Source organism: Chitinophaga japonensis (genome assembly GCF_007830125.1).
In the GTDB taxonomy this organism is placed as follows: Bacteria; Bacteroidota; Bacteroidia; order Chitinophagales; family Chitinophagaceae; genus Chitinophaga; species Chitinophaga japonensis.
Genome location: NZ_VLLG01000002.1, coordinates 1,871,355 through 1,891,160, shown reverse-complemented (window position 1 = coordinate 1,891,160; position 19,806 = coordinate 1,871,355). Strand labels below are relative to the sequence as shown.

At 52.6% G+C, this 19,806-nt stretch carries 15 protein-coding genes; 7 read left to right on the top strand and 8 right to left on the bottom strand.

Annotated features, from left to right (window positions below):
• Positions 1-38: 38 nt before the first annotated feature.
• The gene (locus LX66_RS07795; RefSeq protein ID WP_145711498.1) at positions 39-1,895 is read right to left on the bottom strand and encodes a 2-oxoacid:acceptor oxidoreductase subunit alpha; all 1,857 of its coding nucleotides are present in this window, start codon (positions 1,893-1,895) and stop codon (positions 39-41) included.
• Positions 1,896-2,361: 466 nt separating this feature from the next.
• On the opposite strand from LX66_RS07795, the gene LX66_RS07790 reads away from it, so the two are divergent.
• The 3 genes from LX66_RS07790 to LX66_RS07780 all read left to right on the top strand — a co-directional run bounded on the left by LX66_RS07790 (position 2,362) and on the right by LX66_RS07780 (position 4,569).
• Positions 2,362-2,679, top strand: coding sequence for a carboxypeptidase-like regulatory domain-containing protein (locus LX66_RS07790; protein WP_145711496.1), 318 nt, complete (start codon positions 2,362-2,364; stop codon positions 2,677-2,679).
• A gap of 200 nt (positions 2,680-2,879) precedes the next feature.
• Positions 2,880-3,563 (top strand): RNA polymerase sigma factor, encoded by a 684-nt coding sequence (locus LX66_RS07785; RefSeq protein ID WP_145711494.1) that lies wholly within the window; start codon positions 2,880-2,882, stop codon positions 3,561-3,563.
• Between the two features lie 4 nt (positions 3,564-3,567).
• Positions 3,568-4,569: a FecR domain-containing protein gene (locus LX66_RS07780; protein WP_145711492.1), complete on the top strand. Its 1,002-nt coding sequence runs from the start codon at positions 3,568-3,570 to the stop codon at positions 4,567-4,569.
• 83 nt (positions 4,570-4,652) lie between these two features.
• Here the strand turns inward: LX66_RS07780 and LX66_RS28455 are convergent, their stop codons facing one another.
• The 6 genes from LX66_RS28455 to LX66_RS07745 form a co-directional block, all read right to left on the bottom strand.
• A complete protein-coding gene (locus LX66_RS28455) occupies positions 4,653-5,765 on the bottom strand; it encodes a 2'-5' RNA ligase family protein (RefSeq protein WP_244620329.1) in 1,113 nt (370 codons plus the stop codon).
• A gap of 578 nt (positions 5,766-6,343) precedes the next feature.
• Complete coding sequence (locus tag LX66_RS07765) at positions 6,344-7,129, bottom strand: TIGR00266 family protein (RefSeq protein ID WP_145711490.1); 786 nt, start codon at positions 7,127-7,129, stop codon at positions 6,344-6,346.
• A 160-nt stretch (positions 7,130-7,289) separates the two neighbouring features.
• The gene (locus LX66_RS07760; protein WP_145711488.1) at positions 7,290-10,853 is read right to left on the bottom strand and encodes an efflux RND transporter permease subunit; all 3,564 of its coding nucleotides are present in this window, start codon (positions 10,851-10,853) and stop codon (positions 7,290-7,292) included.
• Between the two features lie 38 nt (positions 10,854-10,891).
• Entirely contained in the window at positions 10,892-12,007 is a 1,116-nt protein-coding gene (locus tag LX66_RS07755) for an efflux RND transporter periplasmic adaptor subunit (protein WP_145711486.1), read from the bottom strand.
• A gap of 46 nt (positions 12,008-12,053) precedes the next feature.
• Positions 12,054-13,424: a TolC family protein gene (locus LX66_RS07750; RefSeq protein WP_145711484.1), complete on the bottom strand. Its 1,371-nt coding sequence runs from the start codon at positions 13,422-13,424 to the stop codon at positions 12,054-12,056.
• A gap of 60 nt (positions 13,425-13,484) precedes the next feature.
• Complete coding sequence (locus tag LX66_RS07745; RefSeq protein ID WP_145711481.1) at positions 13,485-14,111, bottom strand: TetR/AcrR family transcriptional regulator; 627 nt, start codon at positions 14,109-14,111, stop codon at positions 13,485-13,487.
• Positions 14,112-14,348: 237 nt separating this feature from the next.
• On the opposite strand from LX66_RS07745, the gene LX66_RS07740 reads away from it, so the two are divergent.
• A complete protein-coding gene (locus LX66_RS07740; RefSeq protein ID WP_145711480.1) occupies positions 14,349-14,984 on the top strand; it encodes a DUF502 domain-containing protein in 636 nt (211 codons plus the stop codon).
• A 20-nt stretch (positions 14,985-15,004) separates the two neighbouring features.
• Here LX66_RS07740 and LX66_RS07735 read toward each other — a convergent pair whose 3' ends face one another.
• The gene (locus LX66_RS07735; RefSeq protein WP_158642567.1) at positions 15,005-15,835 is read right to left on the bottom strand and encodes an alpha/beta fold hydrolase; all 831 of its coding nucleotides are present in this window, start codon (positions 15,833-15,835) and stop codon (positions 15,005-15,007) included.
• Positions 15,836-16,090: 255 nt separating this feature from the next.
• On the opposite strand from LX66_RS07735, the gene LX66_RS07730 reads away from it, so the two are divergent.
• The 3 genes from LX66_RS07730 to LX66_RS07720 all read left to right on the top strand — a co-directional run bounded on the left by LX66_RS07730 (position 16,091) and on the right by LX66_RS07720 (position 19,721).
• Positions 16,091-17,053: a zinc dependent phospholipase C family protein gene (locus tag LX66_RS07730; RefSeq protein ID WP_145711476.1), complete on the top strand. Its 963-nt coding sequence runs from the start codon at positions 16,091-16,093 to the stop codon at positions 17,051-17,053.
• A 192-nt stretch (positions 17,054-17,245) separates the two neighbouring features.
• Positions 17,246-18,316 carry a 3-phosphoserine/phosphohydroxythreonine transaminase gene (gene serC, locus LX66_RS07725; RefSeq protein WP_145711474.1) on the top strand — a complete coding sequence of 357 codons (1,071 nt, stop codon included), beginning with the start codon at positions 17,246-17,248 and terminating at the stop codon, positions 18,314-18,316.
• A 160-nt stretch (positions 18,317-18,476) separates the two neighbouring features.
• Complete coding sequence (locus tag LX66_RS07720) at positions 18,477-19,721, top strand: DUF1015 domain-containing protein (RefSeq protein ID WP_145711472.1); 1,245 nt, start codon at positions 18,477-18,479, stop codon at positions 19,719-19,721.
• Positions 19,722-19,806: the final 85 nt, after the last annotated feature.

The window sequence follows — 19,806 nt, the reverse complement described above, 5'->3', positions numbered from 1 at the left end:
CAAAACTATGCAAAAAACAAACTGAGCAATTAATTTGTTCAGGCCAGCATTTCTTTAATTTTTACTACCAGCTCCCCGCGGGTAATGGGCACACCCATTATTTTGTGATAACCTTGCGCATCTATGAGGTACTGGTCGCGGATAATGCGTATCAACTGCCCGTTATTGATCTCGGGGATCAGCACCTTGTCAAAGCTGTGCAGGATATCGCCCAGGTTTTTGGGGAAAGGACGCAGGTGGCGGATGTGCGCGTGAGACACGGCATGGCCTTCTGCCAGCAGGTCCAGCACGGCGCTTTTAATGGCGCCATAGGTGGAGCCCCAGCCCAGCACCAGCACTTTACCGGTATCCGGCCCTACTTCTATCTGCTGGGGGGGAATATGATCGGCAATGCGGTCCACCTTTTCCTGCCGGATGCGCACCATTAACTGGTGGTTCTCAGGGTCGTAGCTCACGTTGCCCGTAATGTTCTGTTTTTCAAGGCCGCCAACGCGGTGCTCCAGCCCCGGCGTGCCCGGCACGGCCCAGGGGCGTACCAGGTTTTCGTCGCGGTGGTAGGGCAGGAACTGTTCCTCTCCTTCCGCCAGCTCCTTTTTAAAGGTCACTTTAACAGGCTCCAGGTCCGCGCTTTTCGGGAAACGCCAGGGCTCGGAGCCATTGGCAATGTAACCGTCGCTCAGGAAAATAACCGGCGTCATATGCTGTACGGAAATACGGAAGGCCTCGTAAATGCTGCCGAAGCAGTCAGACGGCGTAGCAGCAGCCACGATGGGCATGGGGCATTCCCCGTTGCGGCCGTAATAGGCCTGCAGCAGGTCGCTCTGCTCCGTTTTGGTGGGCAGGCCGGTAGAAGGGCCGCCTCTTTGTATATCTACGATCAGCAGCGGTATTTCCAGCATCACGGCCAGGCCCATGGCCTCTGATTTCAGGGCCATACCGGGGCCGGAGGTGGTGGTAACGCCCATATGCCCGCCATAGGAAGCGCCGATGGCGGAGGTAATGCCGGCTATTTCATCTTCTGCCTGGAAGGTACGGATACCAAAATTCTTGTACCGGCTCAGTTCATGCAGGATGTCCGAAGCGGGGGTAATGGGATAGGTGCCCAGGAACAGCGGCAGGTTGGCCTTTTGGGAAGCCGCTATCAGCCCGTAGGCCAGCGCCGTGTTGCCGGTAATGCTGCGGTAGGTGCCCGGCTCCATTTTGGCCTTTTCCACCTTAAACCGGGTGCTGAAGGAGGCCTCTACCGTATCTCCGAAGTTGTAGCCGGCATGCAATACTTTCAGGTTGCTGTCCAGGATTTCCGGCTTCTTGCCGAATTTCTCCCGCAGGAAGTTCTCGGTGCTTTCCATGCTGCGGTTATACAGCCAGTACAGGAAGCCCAGTACGAACATGTTCTTGGCCCGGTCCTTTTCCTTCATGCCCATGGTGTTCTCCTTGAGCGCTTCCCGCGTCATTTTGGTAACGTCCATGGTGTGTAGCTGGTAATCTGCCAGGGAGCCATCCTCCAGGGGGTTGATCCCCTCCGGGTAGTTGGCCAGGCGCAGGTTCTTGGCGTCAAAGCCGTCTGTATTGGCAATGATGATGCCCCCTTTCTTCAGGGACTTCAGGTTGGCCTTCAGGGCGGCGGCATTCATAGCCACCAGCACGTCGCAGGCATCGCCGGGGGTAAATATGCGGTTGGAGGAAAAATGCAACTGGAAACCGCTCACACCCGGCAGGGTTCCCTGGGGTGCGCGGATCTCCGCCGGGAAATCCGGGAAGGTGCTCAGGTCGTTTCCGACCAGGGCGGTATTATTGGAGAACTGGCTGCCGGTCAACTGCATCCCGTCGCCGCTATCGCCGGCAAACTTTATTACTACATCTTCTATCTGCTGAATCGAAGTATTACTGGACATCTAATTTTTTATTTAGCGTGTGCAAATTTAGCGTTTAACCCGGTAGTACGGTACTCGTATGCGGAAAAACGCCATGCTGTCACAAAAGTACACAAACCCTGTAGACTTTAGGCAGCAATGACAGGGATCGGGAATTGCTTATTGTTATGCCTGATAACTTTAAGTTATGAAAAAGCGGGGCACCTGCCAAATGCAGTCCTGTAGCCCATCCCGGGGTTTTAACAAGTCTATAACACAACAAAAGAATACAGCCCGGCGTTTTTCTCCATATGCTAAAACAAGCCGCAAGGGCTGTACAACAGCTAAAGAAATGTTAACAAATAGCGCCCCCGGTTTTAAAGGGCAATATGGCATGGTAATTGCATTTTTTGGTATGTACTGATAATCAGTATAAGTTCTTTAAAAAAAAACGCTATACACCGCTTACCATGCATATAAATTTTTAGCATCTTTTAAACCGTGCGCTATGGAAAAGATCAAAGTAAGCGTGTTAGCATTCGCCGCTGTAATAGCAACAGGAGTTTTTGCCTTTCGGGGCGTTCAGGGCTCCATTACAGGCAAAGTAAGGCCGTTCGACGGCGCTACCGATGTCTGGGCTATACAGGGATCAGATACCTTGAAAACGGTGGTTACCGACGGCGCATTCACTTTTGAGAATGCCCGGGCTGGCAGCTACACCGTGATAGTGGATGCCAAGGAGCCTTTCAGGGACGCCACCCTGCGGGATGTGAAAGTGGAGGACGGACAGGCCACTGATCTGGGCGAAATCAGTTTACAGCAATAACCAAGAGCAATAGTTGGTTTTCATAGGGGTTAATCAAAAAGCCGGTCCCATACGTCTGTATGGCCGGCTTCTTTTTTTCCTGCAGGCCCCGCTCCCACCTAGGGGTACTCCCCCGTTTTACCGTTATACTTATTAAAGCAACAACTATGGTCATCCGGAAAGCGATAATAGTTGTGTAGCAGCCAAAATTTTGTCACACTATGCAAACACAACGTATACTGGCATTTTCGGCAACCGGTACCCGTAATGGCGCCCGGAACGGCAACAAAAGCTATTTTTGCGTTATGCCCGACAATGCCAGGTTACACGAACTATTGCAGGATGATGAACAGGCGTTCATGGAAACGCTGTTCCGGTCCTTTTTTCCACTTGTTTGTAAAACCATTTACCGGCTGGTACCGGATACCGCTACTGCGGAAGATCTTGCCCAGGAAGTATTCATCAGGATATGGAACCGGCGCAATGCCCTGCAGGACGTGTATTTTAAAGCGTACCTGCACAGAGCGGCTATCAATATGGCACTGGACCACCTGGACAAACATAAACGGCAGGGCAGGCACCTGTCGCTGGAAGAGGAGGTAGTACAACTGCCGGCCAGTTCCGGCGCTGCGGACAGCCCTCATCATGTAAAGCAGACCACTGCGCATATCCAGCAGGCGATTGACGGCCTGCCGGACAAGTGCCGGGAAATATTCATTCTCAGCCGGTTTGAGGAAATGACATACCGTGAGATCGCCGCTACGCTGAATATCTCGGTAAAAACGGTAGAGAACCAGATGATCACCGCATTGAAGAAGCTGAGAGTATCCCTGCAGGATTACCTGCAGGTAGTGCTGCTGATCGCATGCGGTTCCTTATATCCTTTACTATTATTACAATTTTAATGGTATGTCTTACGATTTAGAGCATATAGAAACGTTGATCGCCAGGGAAATTGACAACAGCCTGAGCGCGGAAGAGCGGGGCATATTGCAGACCTGGCTGGAGGAAGACATGGCAAACCGCCGGTATTACGATGCACTGAAAAGCACCTGGACGATGGCCGCCGGCGCACATGCCGATTTTACGCCCGCCACGGAACAGAACTGGGAAACATTCCGCCAGCGTATAACGCCGCCGCCCCAACGCGGTTTCCTGTACCCTTACCGGCATTTTTTACGTATAGCAGCCACTGTTATACTGCTGGGAGGCGCCGCTACGGCTTATTTCACGTACTTCCGCCATCCCGGGATAAAAGTGGTGACGCAGGCCCGGGAAACGAAAACCGTTACCCTGCCGGATGGCAGCAAAGCCTACCTGAACCAGCAAAGCACGCTTAGCTACCGGGCCGGCTTTAAAGGGGATGAACGGGCCGTGCACCTGCAGGGAGAGGCCTTTTTTGAAGTGACGCAGCAAACAGACCAGCCTTTTGTAGTATATGCCGGCCATACGCAAACGCAGGTGCTGGGCACCTCTTTTGACGTGAAGAGCTATGAGCCCGGCCAGGTGGAAGTAGCGGTGGTGAGCGGCAAGGTGGCCTTTTCTACCCGGGATAACAAGCAGCAGCGGCTGGTGCTGTCCGAAGGCAACAGGGGCATTTTACAGTCCGCCCAAACCCTGCGGCAGGAGCCTATCGAAGATCCCAACTTCATTGCCTGGAAAGAGCAGCGGCTTTCCTTCCAGGACATGCGCATCAGCCAGGTAATGGAAACGCTGGAAGACTACTTCGGCGTCCAGATCATCCTGCGGGATGCAAACGCCCGGCAACTGCGGTACAACGGCACCTTTGACCCGGAACAATTGGGTAATATTGAAGCGGTGCTGGAAGTAATTTGCCCAACGGTAAACCTGCACTGGACAAAAGAAGGAGACGACCAGTACATACTGGTGCCTGCCGGGCCGCAGCCTTAAAAAACCACTTACGGACATATCATGAAAAAACCCGTCCACCTACCGGTTGGACGGGTTTTTAATGTGATCATAATTTGGTCCGGCTACTTTTCAGCAGGAGGTTCTGCAGCCGGTGCAGCGCCGCCGCCCAGCTTGCATTTCTGCAGCACTTCCCATGATTTGCCGTTATGGCGCAGGAAGTACAGGTTATTTACCTTGAAGGTAGCCTGGTATTCTTTCGTTTCATATTCCGGCCAGGCCTTGTTGAACTGTTCGTCCTCCAGGTCCTTGAAGGCCACGGTAACGTGCGGTGTAAAACCGGTACGCGCCAGCATGGTGCTGAAGCCAAACTCCTTGCGCAGGAAGTTGATCAACTGGCGGTGCATGGCGGACATGGTTTCACTCTTTTCCACGTTAATGAACAGCACGCGGTTCTGCTTGTTGGGGAAGGTACCAAAACCGTTGAGGGACACCTCAAAGGGCGCCTGGGATTTGGCAAATTCCGCCAGTTCATCACAGAAAGCCTTTTCCAGTGCCGGATCTGCGGTGAAGGGCACCTGCAGGGTAATGTGCGGCAATACTTTCAGTGCATAGGTAGGGCCGTATTTCTCTGCAAACTCCTGTTTTATCTTGATGATCTCCTTACCTACTTCAGCAGTGGGCAGCAGGGCGATAAAGTATATTTTGTTATCCGGCTTGGGCGTAAAAGGTCTGCGTTGACCGCCGCCGCCCGGCCTTCTCTGGCCGCCGCCGTAACCACCGCCACCGCGATTGTATCCACCGCCGCCACCGCCGCGGTTATAGCCGCCACCACCGCCGCCGCGGTTATAGCCACCACCACCGCCGCGGTTGTATCCGCCGCCGCCACCACGGTCGTAGCCACCACCGCCACCGCGGTCATAACCACCACCGCCACGGTCGTAACCACCACCGCCACCGCGGTTGTATCCACCACCGCCGCGGTCATAACCGCCGCCTTCGCCGCGATTATATCCTCCACCACCTTCACGGTTGTAATTCTCGCGGGGCCTGTATCCGCCACCGCCTTCTCTGTTGTAATCGGGTCTGATGTCGCGATCCCGGTTAAAATTGGGTCTTCCCTCCCGCTCATTGTTGAAGTCGGGACGATTGTAGCCGCCCGGTCTTTCCTTGGGATCATACTCTTTGTTAACATCTGAAGAGTACCTGCGGGGGCGTTCGTTTCTCTCAAAATTCATCTTACTTAATTAAGCGTTTGAAGCAATTAATGCTATGATTTCATAAACATGAAATTCATAGTGTGATTATACTATAATATATAAAGGCGCCGGCGATACCCAGGTATGGTCTTCCGGGTTTTCTCCAGTCCACATTATACCGGCAGTTTCCATTTGTTTTTTTGAAAGCAAATCACAACAAAGTACCTCTTTACCTTTTTTGGAAGAACAAAGATAATTGTGTGCCACGTTTCCTACAAGTTTCCGGTGCAATTACTATACTAATTTCCGCACCTGTCATTTTGTTAGTGTTTCGGCGAATTCTGGTTAAAAAATACAGAACGACAGACTTTTGATGCTACCTTCTTAGCAAATATACGGGAATATCAATGTCATTCTGCCTGATCCACCCCATTTATTTTATTCAGTCAATCATTCATAACAAACTTTCAAATTTATCCTGCTCATAAATATACTGGCTGGCATAGGTAAATGGTTTTTCAACAATGCTTCAGCTAAGCTACTACTTTGTTGGTAAATTTTCTCTAAAATATCCGTTAAACCCCAAATTTTTTCTGCCAGCCGTATCCGGGGCGCGGTCAATCGCCGTCCAGCAGGTTACCCAGGCCGCCCAGGATACTGCCTTCTCCTTTACGGGGGCCGGTACCGTATGCAATAATACGGCCTGCCAGCCGGCTAATGGGCAGGGTTTGCACCCATACCTTGCCGGGACCGCGCAGGGTGGCAAAAAACAGGCCTTCGCCGCCAAAAACCAGGTTTCTGACCCCTCTTACAAACTCGATATCAAAATCCACATTCTGGGTGTAGGCCACCACACAGCCGGTATCTATTTTCAACACCTCGCCGGGCTGCAGCTCCTTTTCCATTACAAAGCCGCCGGCGTGCACAAAGGCCAGGCCGTCGCCTTCCAGCTTCTGCATAATGAACCCTTCACCGCCAAAAAGGCCGGTGCCCAGCCTGCGCTGCCATTCAATGCCCACGCTTACGCCTTTGGCGGCGCAAAGGAAGGCATCCTTCTGGCAAACCACCTTGCCCCCCATCAGGGCCAGGTCCATCGGGATGATCTTACCCGGGTAAGGAGCGGCAAAGGTCACCTTTTTCCTGCCCTGCCCTATGTTGGTAAAGGCGGTCATGAAAAGGCTTTCACCGGTGAGCATGCGCTTGCCGGCGGAGAGCAGCTTGCCAAAGACCCCCTGGGAAGGCTGGGAGCCGTCCCCGAACATGGTCTGCATCTGTACCTCCTGGTCCATCATCATAAAGCTGCCGCTTTCTGCAATGGCCGTTTCCTGGGGGTCCAGCTCAATCTCCACCATCTGCATTTCCTCACCGTATATTTTGTAGTCTATTTCGTGGTTTCGTCGCATCGTGTTGTATTTAGGGATCAATAGAGGTCAAAAATAATAAAAGCGAAAAGTATAAAACTGTTAAAAATTACAAAAAACCGTCCCGATAGAGATCGGGACGGTGATCTGTTAAACCTACAACTGTTACACTGTATTAGCTATTTGACGATAGCTAGCGTTTTTAATTATTTACCGGCATACTTTGCTTCTTTACGGCACGTGCATGCTCATGCTCTTCGGGACCACTTTCCCCGTTAAAGAAAGCGTAGGGCCTGGGAGAAACATACTCCGGATCATGCAGCTCCCGCACGGTCTCCTTCTTCATGAACAGCTTGATGATCAGCACCAGGAAAGGAATATACTTCAAGGCGCGCGGCAGCTTGTAATGATCCAGCACGTCGATGGACCGCTTGTTCATAGCGTACATCACCGGCACCAGCACCAGGGTAAGGAAGGTGGCAAAGATCACCCCGAATACCATGGACCAGGCCAGGGGGCCCCAGAACACCACGTTATCGCCACCAAAGAAAATGTGGGGGTTCAGCTCGGTGAAAAGGGTGGCAAAGTCCATGTTCAGGCCCACTGCCAGGGGTATCAGGCCCAGGGTAGTGGTAATGGCCGTCAGCAGCACCGGCGTCATACGGGTTCTGCCGGCTTCCACCACCGCATCGTACACCGGTACGCCCTGTTTTACCAGCAGGTCCGTAAACTCTACCAGTACAATGCCGTTACGCACCACGATACCAGCCAGCGCCATAATACCCACGCCATTCATCACGATGGAGATATCCATACCAAAAACAGCAAAACCCAGGAATACCCCTATAATACTGAACACAATCTCCAGGGCGATCACCAGCGGCCGGCCCATGGAATTGAACTGCGTTACCATGATCATCAGCACCAGGCCTACAGCGCCCAGCATAGCCATCAGCAGGAAGTTCATGGTCTCCTGCTGGTCTTCCTGCTCGCCGGTCATTTTTACCGTAACGCCATCGGGCCTGTTGAAATCGTTGATCGCCGTTTGTATCTGCTGCACTACCTCGTTGGCGTTATAACCGCTCAGCACGTTGGAGGACAGGGTAACCATCCTGTTCTGATCCAGGCGCTTGATGCTGGCATAGGTATTCGAGTAATGCACATTGGCTACGGAGGACAGGGGTATCTGCCGCACCGCGCCGTTCATATTATTGTCGCGGAAGGTAAGGGTAAGGTTCATCAGCGTATTGATGTTGTTGCGCTGGTCTTCCCGCAGGCGTACCATGATCTGGTAGTCGTCTTCCGGGTCGCGGAACTTGGAGGCTTCCGTACCGAACAAGGCGGTACGCAGGGCCTGCCCTATCTGCGCGGTGCTGATACCTTCCTGGTTGGCCCTTTCGCGGTCAATGTCCACCACTATTTCAGGCTTGTTAGCCTGGAAATCACTTTTCAGCTCTTCCACCCCGCCTATCTGCAGGGAGTCCAGGTAGCGTTTCAGCCGGATAGAAGTAGCGGTCAATTCATCAAAATCGTCGCCGGATATCTCTATGTTGATGGGCTTCCCGGTAGGGGGGCCGCCCTGCTCCTGCTCCACGGTAATATCCGCGCCGGGTATGCCTTTTACAGCATTGCGTATCTTATCGAGGTAGGCTACGGTAGACTGTCCGTCACGGGCGCCGTATTCCACGAAGGCTACGGTCACCTTGCCCTTATGCGGCTGCACGCTCAGGTCCATTTGATTGGGATCGCCGGCGCCCACGCCTACGTTGGAGATAATGGATTCCACGATGGGATTGTTCTTACCCACCACTTTGGTGATCCTGTTCTCCACGATATGCGTAATGGAATCGGTATATTTCTGGTCCGTGCCATTCGGCATTTCAATGTAAGTATAGATAAAGTTCGGATCTGCCTGCGGGAAGAAGATCACCTTGGAGCTACGCATAGCCGTGATCATCATGCTCAGTATCAGCAGGCCGAAAGTGCCCACCAGCATCCATACCGGGCGCCAGCCTACCAGGCACCAGGCCAGCCTGCGGCTGTACCAGTTCTGCAGGCGGGGCCATACATGCTGCTGGAAACGCAGCGCTTTCCGGCCCAGCCAGAAACGCTCCAGCACGATCAGCAGGTACATGAACACCACGAAATTGCCTACGCCTATACTACCGCCCAGGTAAGCGATCAATGCGATGAGCGCAAACACCGCGGTCAATATCTTGAACTTGCGGGTAAACTTCGGCTTGTGGTCTCCTTCATGCCGCGTCATAAAGTCCACGGCAAACACCGGGTTGATGATATAAGCCACGAACAGGGATGCGCCCAGTGTAGTGATGAGCGTTACGGGCAGGAAGAACATGAAGCTGCCTATTACGCCGGGCCAGAACAACAGGGGGAAGAAGGGCGCCAGTACCGTCAGCGTACCGGAGAATACCGGCATGAACACTTCCCCTGCCGCTATCTTGGCTGCCTGTACAATATTCAGGTCGCGCCGCTCGTGGAAGATACGGTGCACATTCTCAATCACCACAATGGCGTCGTCCACCACGATCCCCAGCGCCAGCAGGAAGGAGAACAGCACCATCATGTTCAGCGTAAAGCCATATACGGGCATCAGCAGGAACGCGATAAACATGGACACGGGCACGGACAGGGCCACAAAGATGGCGTTCACCGTACCCATAAAGAACATCAGCGTTACCGTTACCAGTATGAAACCGATAATGATCGTATTGATGAGGTCATGCAGGGTTACGCGGGTAGCATCGGACTGGTCTGCCGTGATGGTTACGTCCAGCCCTTTAGGCAGGTAGTTCTTTTGCATGTCCTCAATAATGCCGTGTATCTTGTCCGACGCATCGATCAGGTTCTTACCGCTCTGCTTGATCACGTTCAGGGTGATCACGTTCTTGCCGTCCAGGCGGGCATAGCTTTCCTGCTCCTTGAAGCCGTCCACCACGTTGGCAATATCCCGCAGGTATACTACGGCGCCGGACTGGCCGCGAATCACGATGTTGCCTATCTTGGAAGGGTCTTTATACTCCCCCTTTACGCTAAGGGTGCGTTTCTGGCCATCCATGGACACCAGGCCGCCTGAAATGGTGCGGTTCTCGGCGCTCACCGCGTTAATGATATCATCGAAGCTGATCTTTGCCGCATCCATCTTGTATTTGTCCACGTTGATCTGGATCTCGCGCTCCAGCGCACCCACAATATCCACGCGGGTGATCTCTGAGAGGGCCTCAATGCGGTCCTGCATTTCGTCCGCATATTTTTTCAGAGACTGCAGGTCAAAATCGCCGGAGAGGTTCACGTTCATGATAGGTATCTGGGATACGTCTATCTTGATGATCTGCGGCTCCTGGCCGTTCTGCGCCAGGTCTGAAGGGAGGTCCGGCCGGGCGTCGTCCACTTTTTCCCGCACCTCCTGCCGGGCCGTTTCAATATCCACATCGGTATTGAACTCTATGGTGATGATGGAATAGTCCTGCAGGGAGGTGCTTTTGATCTCCTTTACACCGGAGATGCCACCCAACTGCTTTTCAATGGGCTTGGTCACCAGCGTTTCCATATCTTCCGGCGAGGTACCGAAGTACACGGTATTGATATAGAACTGCGGGAACACCACTTCCGGGAACTGTTCCTTTGGCAGCGACTGATAGGCAAATATACCAGCGATGGCGATGATAATAGTGGCCACATAAATACTCACCTTATTATCAATGGCCCAACTGGTAGGCTTGAATTCTTTTGTGAGATTGTCTTGCATAAATAAACTAGCTTTTAGCTGTGAGCATTTAGCTGCCTTTACAGCTTTATAAGGTCATTATTATCCAGTCCCTGGTAACCGGTGGTTACCAGCTTATCGCCCGGCTGCAATCCCTCCTTTATTTCCGCTTTATCGTTATAGGTGCGGCCCATTTCTATTTCCTTACGCTGGGCCACCATTTTGCCGTTGCTGTTTTGGGCAACTACTACAAATGGCTTGCCCATGGTATACTGTATCACGTTTACCGGTATTACCACTGCATTTTTCGCCGTATAATCCACGATCCTGATATGCGCGATCATGTTGGGGCGCAGGGCAGGATCTGCCGGCAGCGGCACTTCCACTTTAATGGTGCGGCTTACCGGGTCTATGGTGCGGGAGGCAAAGCTGATGCGTGCGTTTATTTCCTTGTTGATATCCGGGAAACTGATCAGCACCGGTGCGCCGGTCTTTACATTACCCGCATATCCTTCCGCTACATTGGCTTCTACTTTCAGGGAGGAGCTGTTCACCACGCGGAAAGCGGGCCCGGAAGCGCCCGGTCCGGCATTATCGCCCAGCTTTACCAGCACGGCGTCTACCGTACCATTGATGGGGGAGATGATGCGGGTTTGCGCCAACTGCTCCTCTGCGGTAGACAATCTTCTTTTCAGCGTTTCCATGTTGTTCTTCGCGGTGAGGAACTGCATTTCACTGCCTATTTCCTGGTCCCAGAGGTTCTTTTGCCTTTGGTATGTAGTGGTGGCCAGCTCCAGTTGTGTTTTCAGCTCCGCGATGGCCGCCTGCTGCAACTGGTCGTCCACCTTGCCCAGCACCTGGCCTTTGCGGACCACCTGGCCCTCTTTTACATTTATGTCGGTAACCACGCCGGATGATTTGGCAAATACGTTCACGTTCTGCCGTGCATCCACGCTGCCCTGCACATCGATATAGTGCCGGAACACCGTGTCGTTCAGTGTTTCGATGGTCACGGTCTTTACTTTCTGTGTAGTATCACTCTTGCCGATCTCCTTTTCCAGTGCGGCAATTTCCTGGTCCAGTTTGGCTTTTTGCTGCTTTAACTGCTGCAGCTTCGCCTCTTTGTTGGGCTCACCGCCGCCGCAAGCCGCGAGTATAACAGTAATAAAAGGGACAATGAAATATCTTTTGGTCATATATAGATCAGGTTTTGCGTAAGGTTGAGTGTTTGGCTAATAGCTGTTATAACTTTCCATATGCCTTCAGGTAATCAATCTTCGCCACTATCGCGTTGTACAATGCATCAAAATAATTCTGCTGCGCCGTGAGCAGGTCGTTTTCTGCAGTGGTCATTTCCAGGCTGCTGCCCACGCCTTCACGGTACTTGATCTGGGTGGTATTGTATACTTCCTGCGCCAGCTTCATATTCTCTTCCTGCGACTGCAGGGTGAGCAGGTTATTACGGAAATTGGAATTGGACTGGGACTGTTCCAGGTCTATGGACAGCCTGAGGTTCCGGATGGATTCCTCCGCTTTTTTCACGGTCAGGAATGCCTGGTCTACCTTCCTTTTCCGCTGGAAGCCTGTGAAAATGGGAACGTTCAGGCTGATACCGGTGCTTACATAGCCGTACCAGGACTGGCTCTGGAAGTAGTCGAACTTGCTGCTGCCCCGCAGTGCGCCTGTTGTGGCAAACAGCGACAGGGAGGGCAGGCCCTGCATTTTGTAACGCTTCAGGTCATATTCGTAGGCACGTTTCTGTGACTGCAGCACCTGGTACTCTATACGCTGTGAATAGTCAAAGTCGTCCACATTGATGGTTTGCGCCGCAATGGCTTCGGTAGTAAGCGAGTCTGTAAGCTCAATCTTTTGCGCCATGGGCATGCCCATCTGGAATTTCAGCGCAGCGGTGCCTACCTCTATCAGGTTGCGCAGCTTGGTAGCTTCGGTCTGCATATTGGTAAGCTGTACGGACAGCCGGTCCACATCCAGTTTCTCCGCCAGCCCGTTCTTATAGGTTTCGCGGGTGTCTGAAAGGGTCTTTTCCAGGTTGGTAATGTTTCCTTTTATGATGCCCAGGGCCTTGTTGGCGGAAAGCACATTGTAATAGGCTTTGTACACCGCCACTTTTACATCCACTTCCGATTGCTTTACATTCCTGGCCGCCAGTTCCTCCAGCGTTCTGCGCGCCTGCAGGGCTACCAGCACGCTGGGATCGAACAGCACCTGGTCCAGCCGTATCTCGCCGGACAGGTTATGGGACAGCCCGAAGGCTACCGGCTGGTAGGTGCCTTCCGGCACGCTGGGATCAAAGTTGTGCAGGTCTATCTGCTGCTTCTGCAGGATCGGGTTATACTGGTAAGAGCCGGTGCCCTTTACAGTGGGCAATGCCTGGCCGCTCACTTCCTTATTCAGGGCCAGTTGGATCAGCTCATCCAACCGGGCGGTTTTTACAGACGACTGGTTGGCCAGGGCGTAATCCACCGCCTGTTTGGCGCTTAGCGGCAGCACTTCCTGCTGCGCCGGCTGTTGCCGGGCCTGTAGTGGTGTGGTAAACACCCATGCCAGCAGCAAAGAGCCGGCAAGGGCCATGTGCTTTCGTGGTAGTTGCATACAGTTGTGTCTATTTAATTTTTTTGGTGAAAAGTGAATAGTCAATCCATCTTCCGCTATTCACTTTTCACTATTGACTAATACCTGCTGTTGCCGGTATTGCTCTATCAACCGGAATCCTTCACCGGAAGCTACCCCGTAAAGGAAATGTTCCAGCAGTACCCGCTGCACCTTTCCCATCTCAAAACCGGCTATGGGAAACACTTCCGGCTGGAAGCACAACATGGCGGAAGCGATCCTGAACTGGGTAAGCACGCCTACTTCCAGGTCTTTCCGGTACAATCCTTCTGCAATGCCGCGTTCCAGGTTGGCCCGGATGCTGGCGCGCAGGGAATTATTCCGGTATTCCTGGAACACCAGGAAAGCTTTGGAATGAAACTTCTGCAGGTCCAGCATGATCACGGGGTTCATGTTCCGCAGCCGCTCATCCATCATGTTCATGCTTTCAAACAGTTCTTCAATAGCGTTGGCGGACCGTTCCCGTATCATCCGCTCTTCCTCCTGGATCACCTCCAGGAAACGGCTGATGGCATGCACCACCATATCGTCCTTATCCACAAAATGGGCGTAAAGCGTTTTCTTGGATATGCCCATCCTCGTAGCGATGTCATCCATGGTGATGGACCTGGTCCCGTATTGCCGGAACAGGCCAAAAGCCGTGTCTAAAATGCGTTCCTGTACTTCCATGTCAGAATGCTATGCTTTCAAATAACAGATTTTGCAAATGCCTGGACAAAACTAGGGAAACTTTTTAAACTACAAAAGTTTCCATAAGAAAAAAACAAAATCAATGGGCGGATGCGGCAGAAATACGGCCATACAAACGGATAGAAAGAAATAATTGGAATAATGTGGGTAATTTTGCTCCTCAATCCGATCAATCATTCGCACATTCGCATATCTGCACATTAGCACATTAAACTTATGTCTCCCAAATTGCAATTGAAAGCCATGGCCGCCCGCGTATTACGGTACTTTTTCCAGGGGCTGCTGATACTGGCGCCCATTGGCATTACCGCCTTCACCATTTACTGGGCTTTTATTACCATAGACAACCTGGTACCCACTTCGCTGATACCGGAGGACACTTTTATACTGAAATACCTGCGTTACAAAGGGGTAGGCTTCATCCTGGTGCTGCTGCTGATCATTGCAGTAGGGTACCTCAGCTCCTCCTTCATTGTAGGCCGCATTTTTGACCTGTTTGACCATTTACTGGAGCGCACGCCCTTTATCAAGTACATCTATACTTCGGTGAAAGATGTGTTTGACGCATTTGTCGGGGAAAAGAAAAAATTTGATCATCCCGTGCTGGTGCAGCTATACGGGATAGACGTATGGGAAATGGGATTCATTACCCAGGCAGACGTGAGCCACCTGGGGCTGGAAGGCTATATGGCCGTATACGTGCCGCACGCCTATGCCATTACCGGCAAAGTGTTCATGGTACCCAAGGAGCGGGTGAAACCGCTGAGCCACATCTCCGCCGGCGAAGCCATGAAGTTTGCCGTGAGCGGCGGGGTGACGAACATTGGAATAGAAGTAAAAAGTGAAAAGTAAAAAAGAAAAAAATTCCTTTTTTATTTTTTATTTAAAATTTCGTCTGCAAACTGCAGCAGCAGGTGGTTAAATATCTGTGGTTGGTCACAGTTCACCAGGTGGCCGGCAGCCGGCACTTTGAACACCGTATCCTTCCACTTACGCTGAAAGGGTATCCCGTCCAGGTAATTGCTCCTGATCACCGTTTCCTGTTGCCCCATTACAAAGCCTACCGGTAACTGGCTTTGCACGATCCCGTCGATATGATCATGCTCCCCCGGGTGACCGTCTTCCAGGTATTGCCCGAACACGGTCCGGAAACCGGGGTCCGTATCATAATAATACTGCTTAAAGCCGGCAATGAACTGGTCGGACGCCTGGTACACCAGGCTTTTGCTGTAAGCGGTGAGCGCTGCCTCCGAAGGCGGCGTGGCTGCCAGCACCTGCTTGTACGGGGATGACAGCAGTAGCGCATGGAGCGGGATTTGCCGGCCGGCAATGGAGGCGCCGGCAAAGAAGAGGCCCTTGGGAGGAACGGACAGCAGCGGTAATGCTTCGCTCACAAGGTTGGTGCCGGATGAAAGTCCCACCAGCAGGTATTGCTCCCAGGACATGTCATTGATGCAGGCCGCCAGTTGCCGGGCCATGCCCTGCAGGCTGTAGTCCTTTTCCGGCTCGGCGGAGCGGCCGGAACGGCCATGCCCCGGCAGGTCCAGCGCTACCAGGCTGAATTGCTCCAGCAGCAGCTCGTCGTTCAACTGCTGGTCCCACACAGCCGAACTTTGCAGGCCGCCGTGAATGAAAATGATCGCTTTCCGGGATTGCCCGGCGTGACGCGCGAATATGGGCACCCCGTTAACTGGAATAGTCATAATTGTTTCCATAACATTAGTTGGTTCCATACACCATAGGCATTGCATTGGATTTTGATAGTACTGCTGCTTTTGCCCATAATGGGGTATCTGTTATTAAAAGTAACGCACGCTCCCGCTATCTGTCATCGCTTTAACCATACATTAACAAACGCACATCCCCTGCGCGCTGTTTCCCCCTTTTTACATAAATTAGCGGGCTGCAATTTTTCTTTCTCTCCCCTTTTTTTGACTTTATACAACCTGTTTATCTGTATGCGCGTATGTCTGCTACCGGCATTATTGCTGTGCCTGTTGTCCCCTTTCCGGCTCCATAGCTGGGGATTTTTTGCCCACCAGCGTATCAACCGGCTGGCCGTATTTTCGCTGCCCCCGGAAATGATGGTGCTGTACAAGCCTTACCTGGAGTTCATCACCCGGCATGCCGTGGACCCGGATAAGCGAAGGTATGCCGTGCCGACTGAAGCCCCACGGCACTACATTGATATTGACCTTTACGGCCCGCCGCCCTTTGACAGCCTGCCGCGCTCCTGGCAGGAGGCGGTGGCCAGGTACGGCGCCGATACCCTGCAGCAGCACGGCATCCTGCCCTGGCACATTCCCCGTATGCTGGCCCGCCTTACCCGGGCGTTTGAGGAAGGGAACAAGGCCCGTATCCTGCAGCTCTCCGCAGAACTGGGACATTACGTAGCCGATGCCCATGTGCCGCTGCACGCCTGCTCCAACCACAACGGGCAGCTAAGCAACCAGCATGGCATTCATGGCCTGTGGGAATCCCGCATACCGGAGCTGGTGGCGGACAAAGCGTTTAATTACCTGGCGGGCAAAGCCACCTACATTGCGGATGTGCAGGCCTTTACCTGGGACATTGTTGTTGCCAGCGCCGTGGCGGCGGATACCGTGCTGCGGCTGGAAAAGGCGTTGAGCCGGCGTTTCCCGGCAGCGCAGCGCTATGCGTATGAGCAACGGAACGGGGTGCTGGTCAGGAACTACTCCAGCGCCTATGCGCTGGCCTATCACCGGCTGATGGGCGACATGGTGGAGCGCCGCATGCGGGGCGCCATGCAGGCTATTGCCAGCTACTGGTATACGGCATGGGTAAACGCCGGGCAGCCGCCGCTGCAAGCCCTGGCCGGCAAAGCGTTCTCCCCGGAGCAACTGCAACAGTTCAGGCAGCTAGACCGTGCCTGGCAAGGAAAAGGGGACGCCTGCCGCTAACATTAGCATAACAAAATTAAAAGCGGGTTTTTACAAAAAGTTGAATATCTTTGTTGCCACTATCTTTTTAACCTTTATCCTACGCCACGCAACTTACTGGTTATTTGAAAACACCTTACTTTTTTTATCCGTTCCTTAGAAAAACCAAACAAAGTGGAAAAAGCTAATAATGTATTTAATCTGGATCGCAACATGAAGGTGCACAATTTTAACGCAGGGCCTTCTATATTACCAAACGAGGTATTATACAAAGCCAGCAAAGCGTTGATTGATTTTGAGGGATCGGGTATGTCAATATTGGAGATTGGTCACAGAACAGAACTGTTCATGAACGTGATGGACGAGGCCCGCAGCCTGGTCAGGGAGCTGATGCAACTGGAAGACGACTTCGAGGTGTTGTATCTGCACGGTGGCGCCAGCACGCAGTTCATGCAGTCTGCCATGAACCTGCTGGAGAACGGAGAAACGGCTGGTTACGTGGATACAGGTGTTTGGTCTTACAAAGCCATCAAAGAAGCCAAGAACTTCGGGTATGTAGACGTGGTGGCCAGCTCCCGCGAAAGCAATTATAACCACATCCCCAAACAATTTACTATTCCGCCCCAATCCAAGTACCTGCACATTACCACTAACAATACCATTTACGGTACCCAGTGGCAGACCATACCGGTAACCGATATACCGATAGTGGCCGATATGAGCAGTGATATTCTCAGCAGGCAGATGGACTTTAACCGGTTCTCGCTCATCTATGCCGGCGTGCAGAAGAACATGGGCGCCGCAGGCGCCTGCATGGTGGCCGTACGTAAAAGCGCGCTGGGAAAGGTAACGCGCAAGATCCCTACCATACTTGATTACAAGGTACATATCGAGAACGGTTCCATGTTCAATACCCCGCCCGTATTTGCCGTTTATATATCCATGCTTACCCTGCGCTGGCTGAAAGAGCAGGGTGGCGTAGCGGCTATTGAAAAGATCAATGAGAAGAAAGCCTCCCTGCTGTATAGTGAAATAGACAATAACCCCCTGTTCCGCGGCACCGTGGTAAAAGAAGACCGCAGCCGTATGAACGTGTGCTTTATTATGGACAAACCGGAGCTGGAAGAAGAGTTCCTGAAGTTCTGCAAGAAGGAAGATATTGTGGGGATCAAAGGGCACCGCAGCGTAGGCGGGTTCCGCGCATCGCTGTACAATGCCCTGCCGTATGAGAGCGTGGAAGTAATGGTAGAAGCCATGAAGTACTTCAGCCTGAAGAAAGCATAACAATATGCTACCGTGCGGATGACAATGTCATGTTGATTAACCACTATAGATGTAAGTCCCGTTTCGTTTTGCCGGCGAACGGGACTTTTTTTATGGGCATACCCGCACTAGCATATCAGCACATTATTATTATTTTTGCCCCTTCAACAACCTGACAACCATGGCAATTATCAGACCGTTCAAAGGATTAAGACCCGAAGCCGGGTTAGCGGCCCGCGTGGCTGCAAAGCCCTATGACGTGCTTAGCTCTGCGGAAGCAAAGGTAGCGGCAGCGGGCAATCCATACGCTTACTATCATGTTTCAAAATCGGAAATAGACCTGCCGGACGGTACGGATATCCATAGCCAGGCCGTGTATGACAAAGCTGCGGAGAACCTGCAGCGCTTTGTGAAGGAGGGCGTGCTGTTCCAGGATGAGCAGCCCTGCTACTACATCTATAAGCTGGTGATGGACGGGCGCGCCCAGACGGGCCTGGTATGCGCCTCCTCCGTGGCCGACTACAACAACGGCATTATTAAAAAGCATGAGTTTACCCGGCCGGAGAAAGAACAGGACCGGATCAACCATATCAAGGCTACCCGCGCCCAGACCGGCAACGTGTTCCTGGCTTATACAGACGTACCGGAGCTGAATGTGCTGATAGATCACTGGCAGCAGCAGCATGCCCCCGCCTACGATTTTACGGCGGACGACGGCATACAGCATACCGTATGGGTAGTGTCTGACCCTGCCGCCGTAAAACAGATCACCAGCCTTTTTGCGGAAAAAGTGCCGCATACCTATATTGCCGATGGCCACCACCGCGCCGCATCGGCTTCCCTGGTGCAGAAAGAATTTGCCGAAAAGCAACTGATAAAGTCCGGAGAGGACCCGGTGAATTTTTTCCTGACCACCATCTTCCCTGCCAGCCAACTGGCCATACTGGACTATAACCGCCTGGTAAAGGACCTGAACGGGCATTCCGCCGCAGACCTGCTCTCCCGCCTGGAGTATGACTTTACGGTGGAGAACGTAGGCCATGTGCCGCAAAAGCCGGCCATGCTGCACGAATTCAGCATGTACCTGGAAGGCAACTGGTACCGGCTGGTAGCCCGGGAAGGCACCTACACCACGGACCCGATCGGCATACTGGACGTGACCATCCTGCAGCACAACGTGCTGGACAAACTGCTGGGCATCCAGGACCCGCGCACGGACAAGCGCATTGATTTTGTAGGCGGTATCCGCGGCCTGGAAGAGCTGGCCCGGCGCGTGGACAGCGGGGAAATGAAAGTGGCCTTTGCCCTGTACCCCGTTACCATCCAGCAACTGTTTGACATTGCGGACAGCGGGAATGTAATGCCGCCCAAGTCCACCTGGTTTGAACCCAAGCTGCGGGACGGGCTGATCACGCAAACCATTTGATAATCGCCGGTAAATAACCATATTTTCAGCAACAGCAGGTCCCTGGAATATCCCGGGACCTGTTTTATTTAACTGCCATTCCCTC

Coding starts and splice junctions, on each gene's coding strand:
- LX66_RS07790 (WP_145711496.1), top strand. CDS start 2,362: ATGGAAAAGATCAAAGTAAGCGTGTTAGCATTCGCCGCTGTAATAGCA.
- LX66_RS07750 (WP_145711484.1), bottom strand. CDS start 13,424: ATGCAACTACCACGAAAGCACATGGCCCTTGCCGGCTCTTTGCTGCTG.
- LX66_RS07745 (WP_145711481.1), bottom strand. CDS start 14,111: ATGGAAGTACAGGAACGCATTTTAGACACGGCTTTTGGCCTGTTCCGG.
- LX66_RS07785 (WP_145711494.1), top strand. CDS start 2,880: ATGCAAACACAACGTATACTGGCATTTTCGGCAACCGGTACCCGTAAT.
- LX66_RS07730 (WP_145711476.1), top strand. CDS start 16,091: ATGCGCGTATGTCTGCTACCGGCATTATTGCTGTGCCTGTTGTCCCCT.
- LX66_RS07720 (WP_145711472.1), top strand. CDS start 18,477: ATGGCAATTATCAGACCGTTCAAAGGATTAAGACCCGAAGCCGGGTTA.
- LX66_RS07780 (WP_145711492.1), top strand. CDS start 3,568: ATGTCTTACGATTTAGAGCATATAGAAACGTTGATCGCCAGGGAAATT.
- LX66_RS07740 (WP_145711480.1), top strand. CDS start 14,349: ATGTCTCCCAAATTGCAATTGAAAGCCATGGCCGCCCGCGTATTACGG.
- LX66_RS07755 (WP_145711486.1), bottom strand. CDS start 12,007: ATGACCAAAAGATATTTCATTGTCCCTTTTATTACTGTTATACTCGCG.
- LX66_RS07765 (WP_145711490.1), bottom strand. CDS start 7,129: ATGCGACGAAACCACGAAATAGACTACAAAATATACGGTGAGGAAATG.
- serC (WP_145711474.1), top strand. CDS start 17,246: ATGAAGGTGCACAATTTTAACGCAGGGCCTTCTATATTACCAAACGAG.
- LX66_RS07760 (WP_145711488.1), bottom strand. CDS start 10,853: ATGCAAGACAATCTCACAAAAGAATTCAAGCCTACCAGTTGGGCCATT.
- LX66_RS28455 (WP_244620329.1), bottom strand. CDS start 5,765: ATGAATTTTGAGAGAAACGAACGCCCCCGCAGGTACTCTTCAGATGTT.
- LX66_RS07795 (WP_145711498.1), bottom strand. CDS start 1,895: ATGTCCAGTAATACTTCGATTCAGCAGATAGAAGATGTAGTAATAAAG.
- LX66_RS07735 (WP_158642567.1), bottom strand. CDS start 15,835: ATGACTATTCCAGTTAACGGGGTGCCCATATTCGCGCGTCACGCCGGG.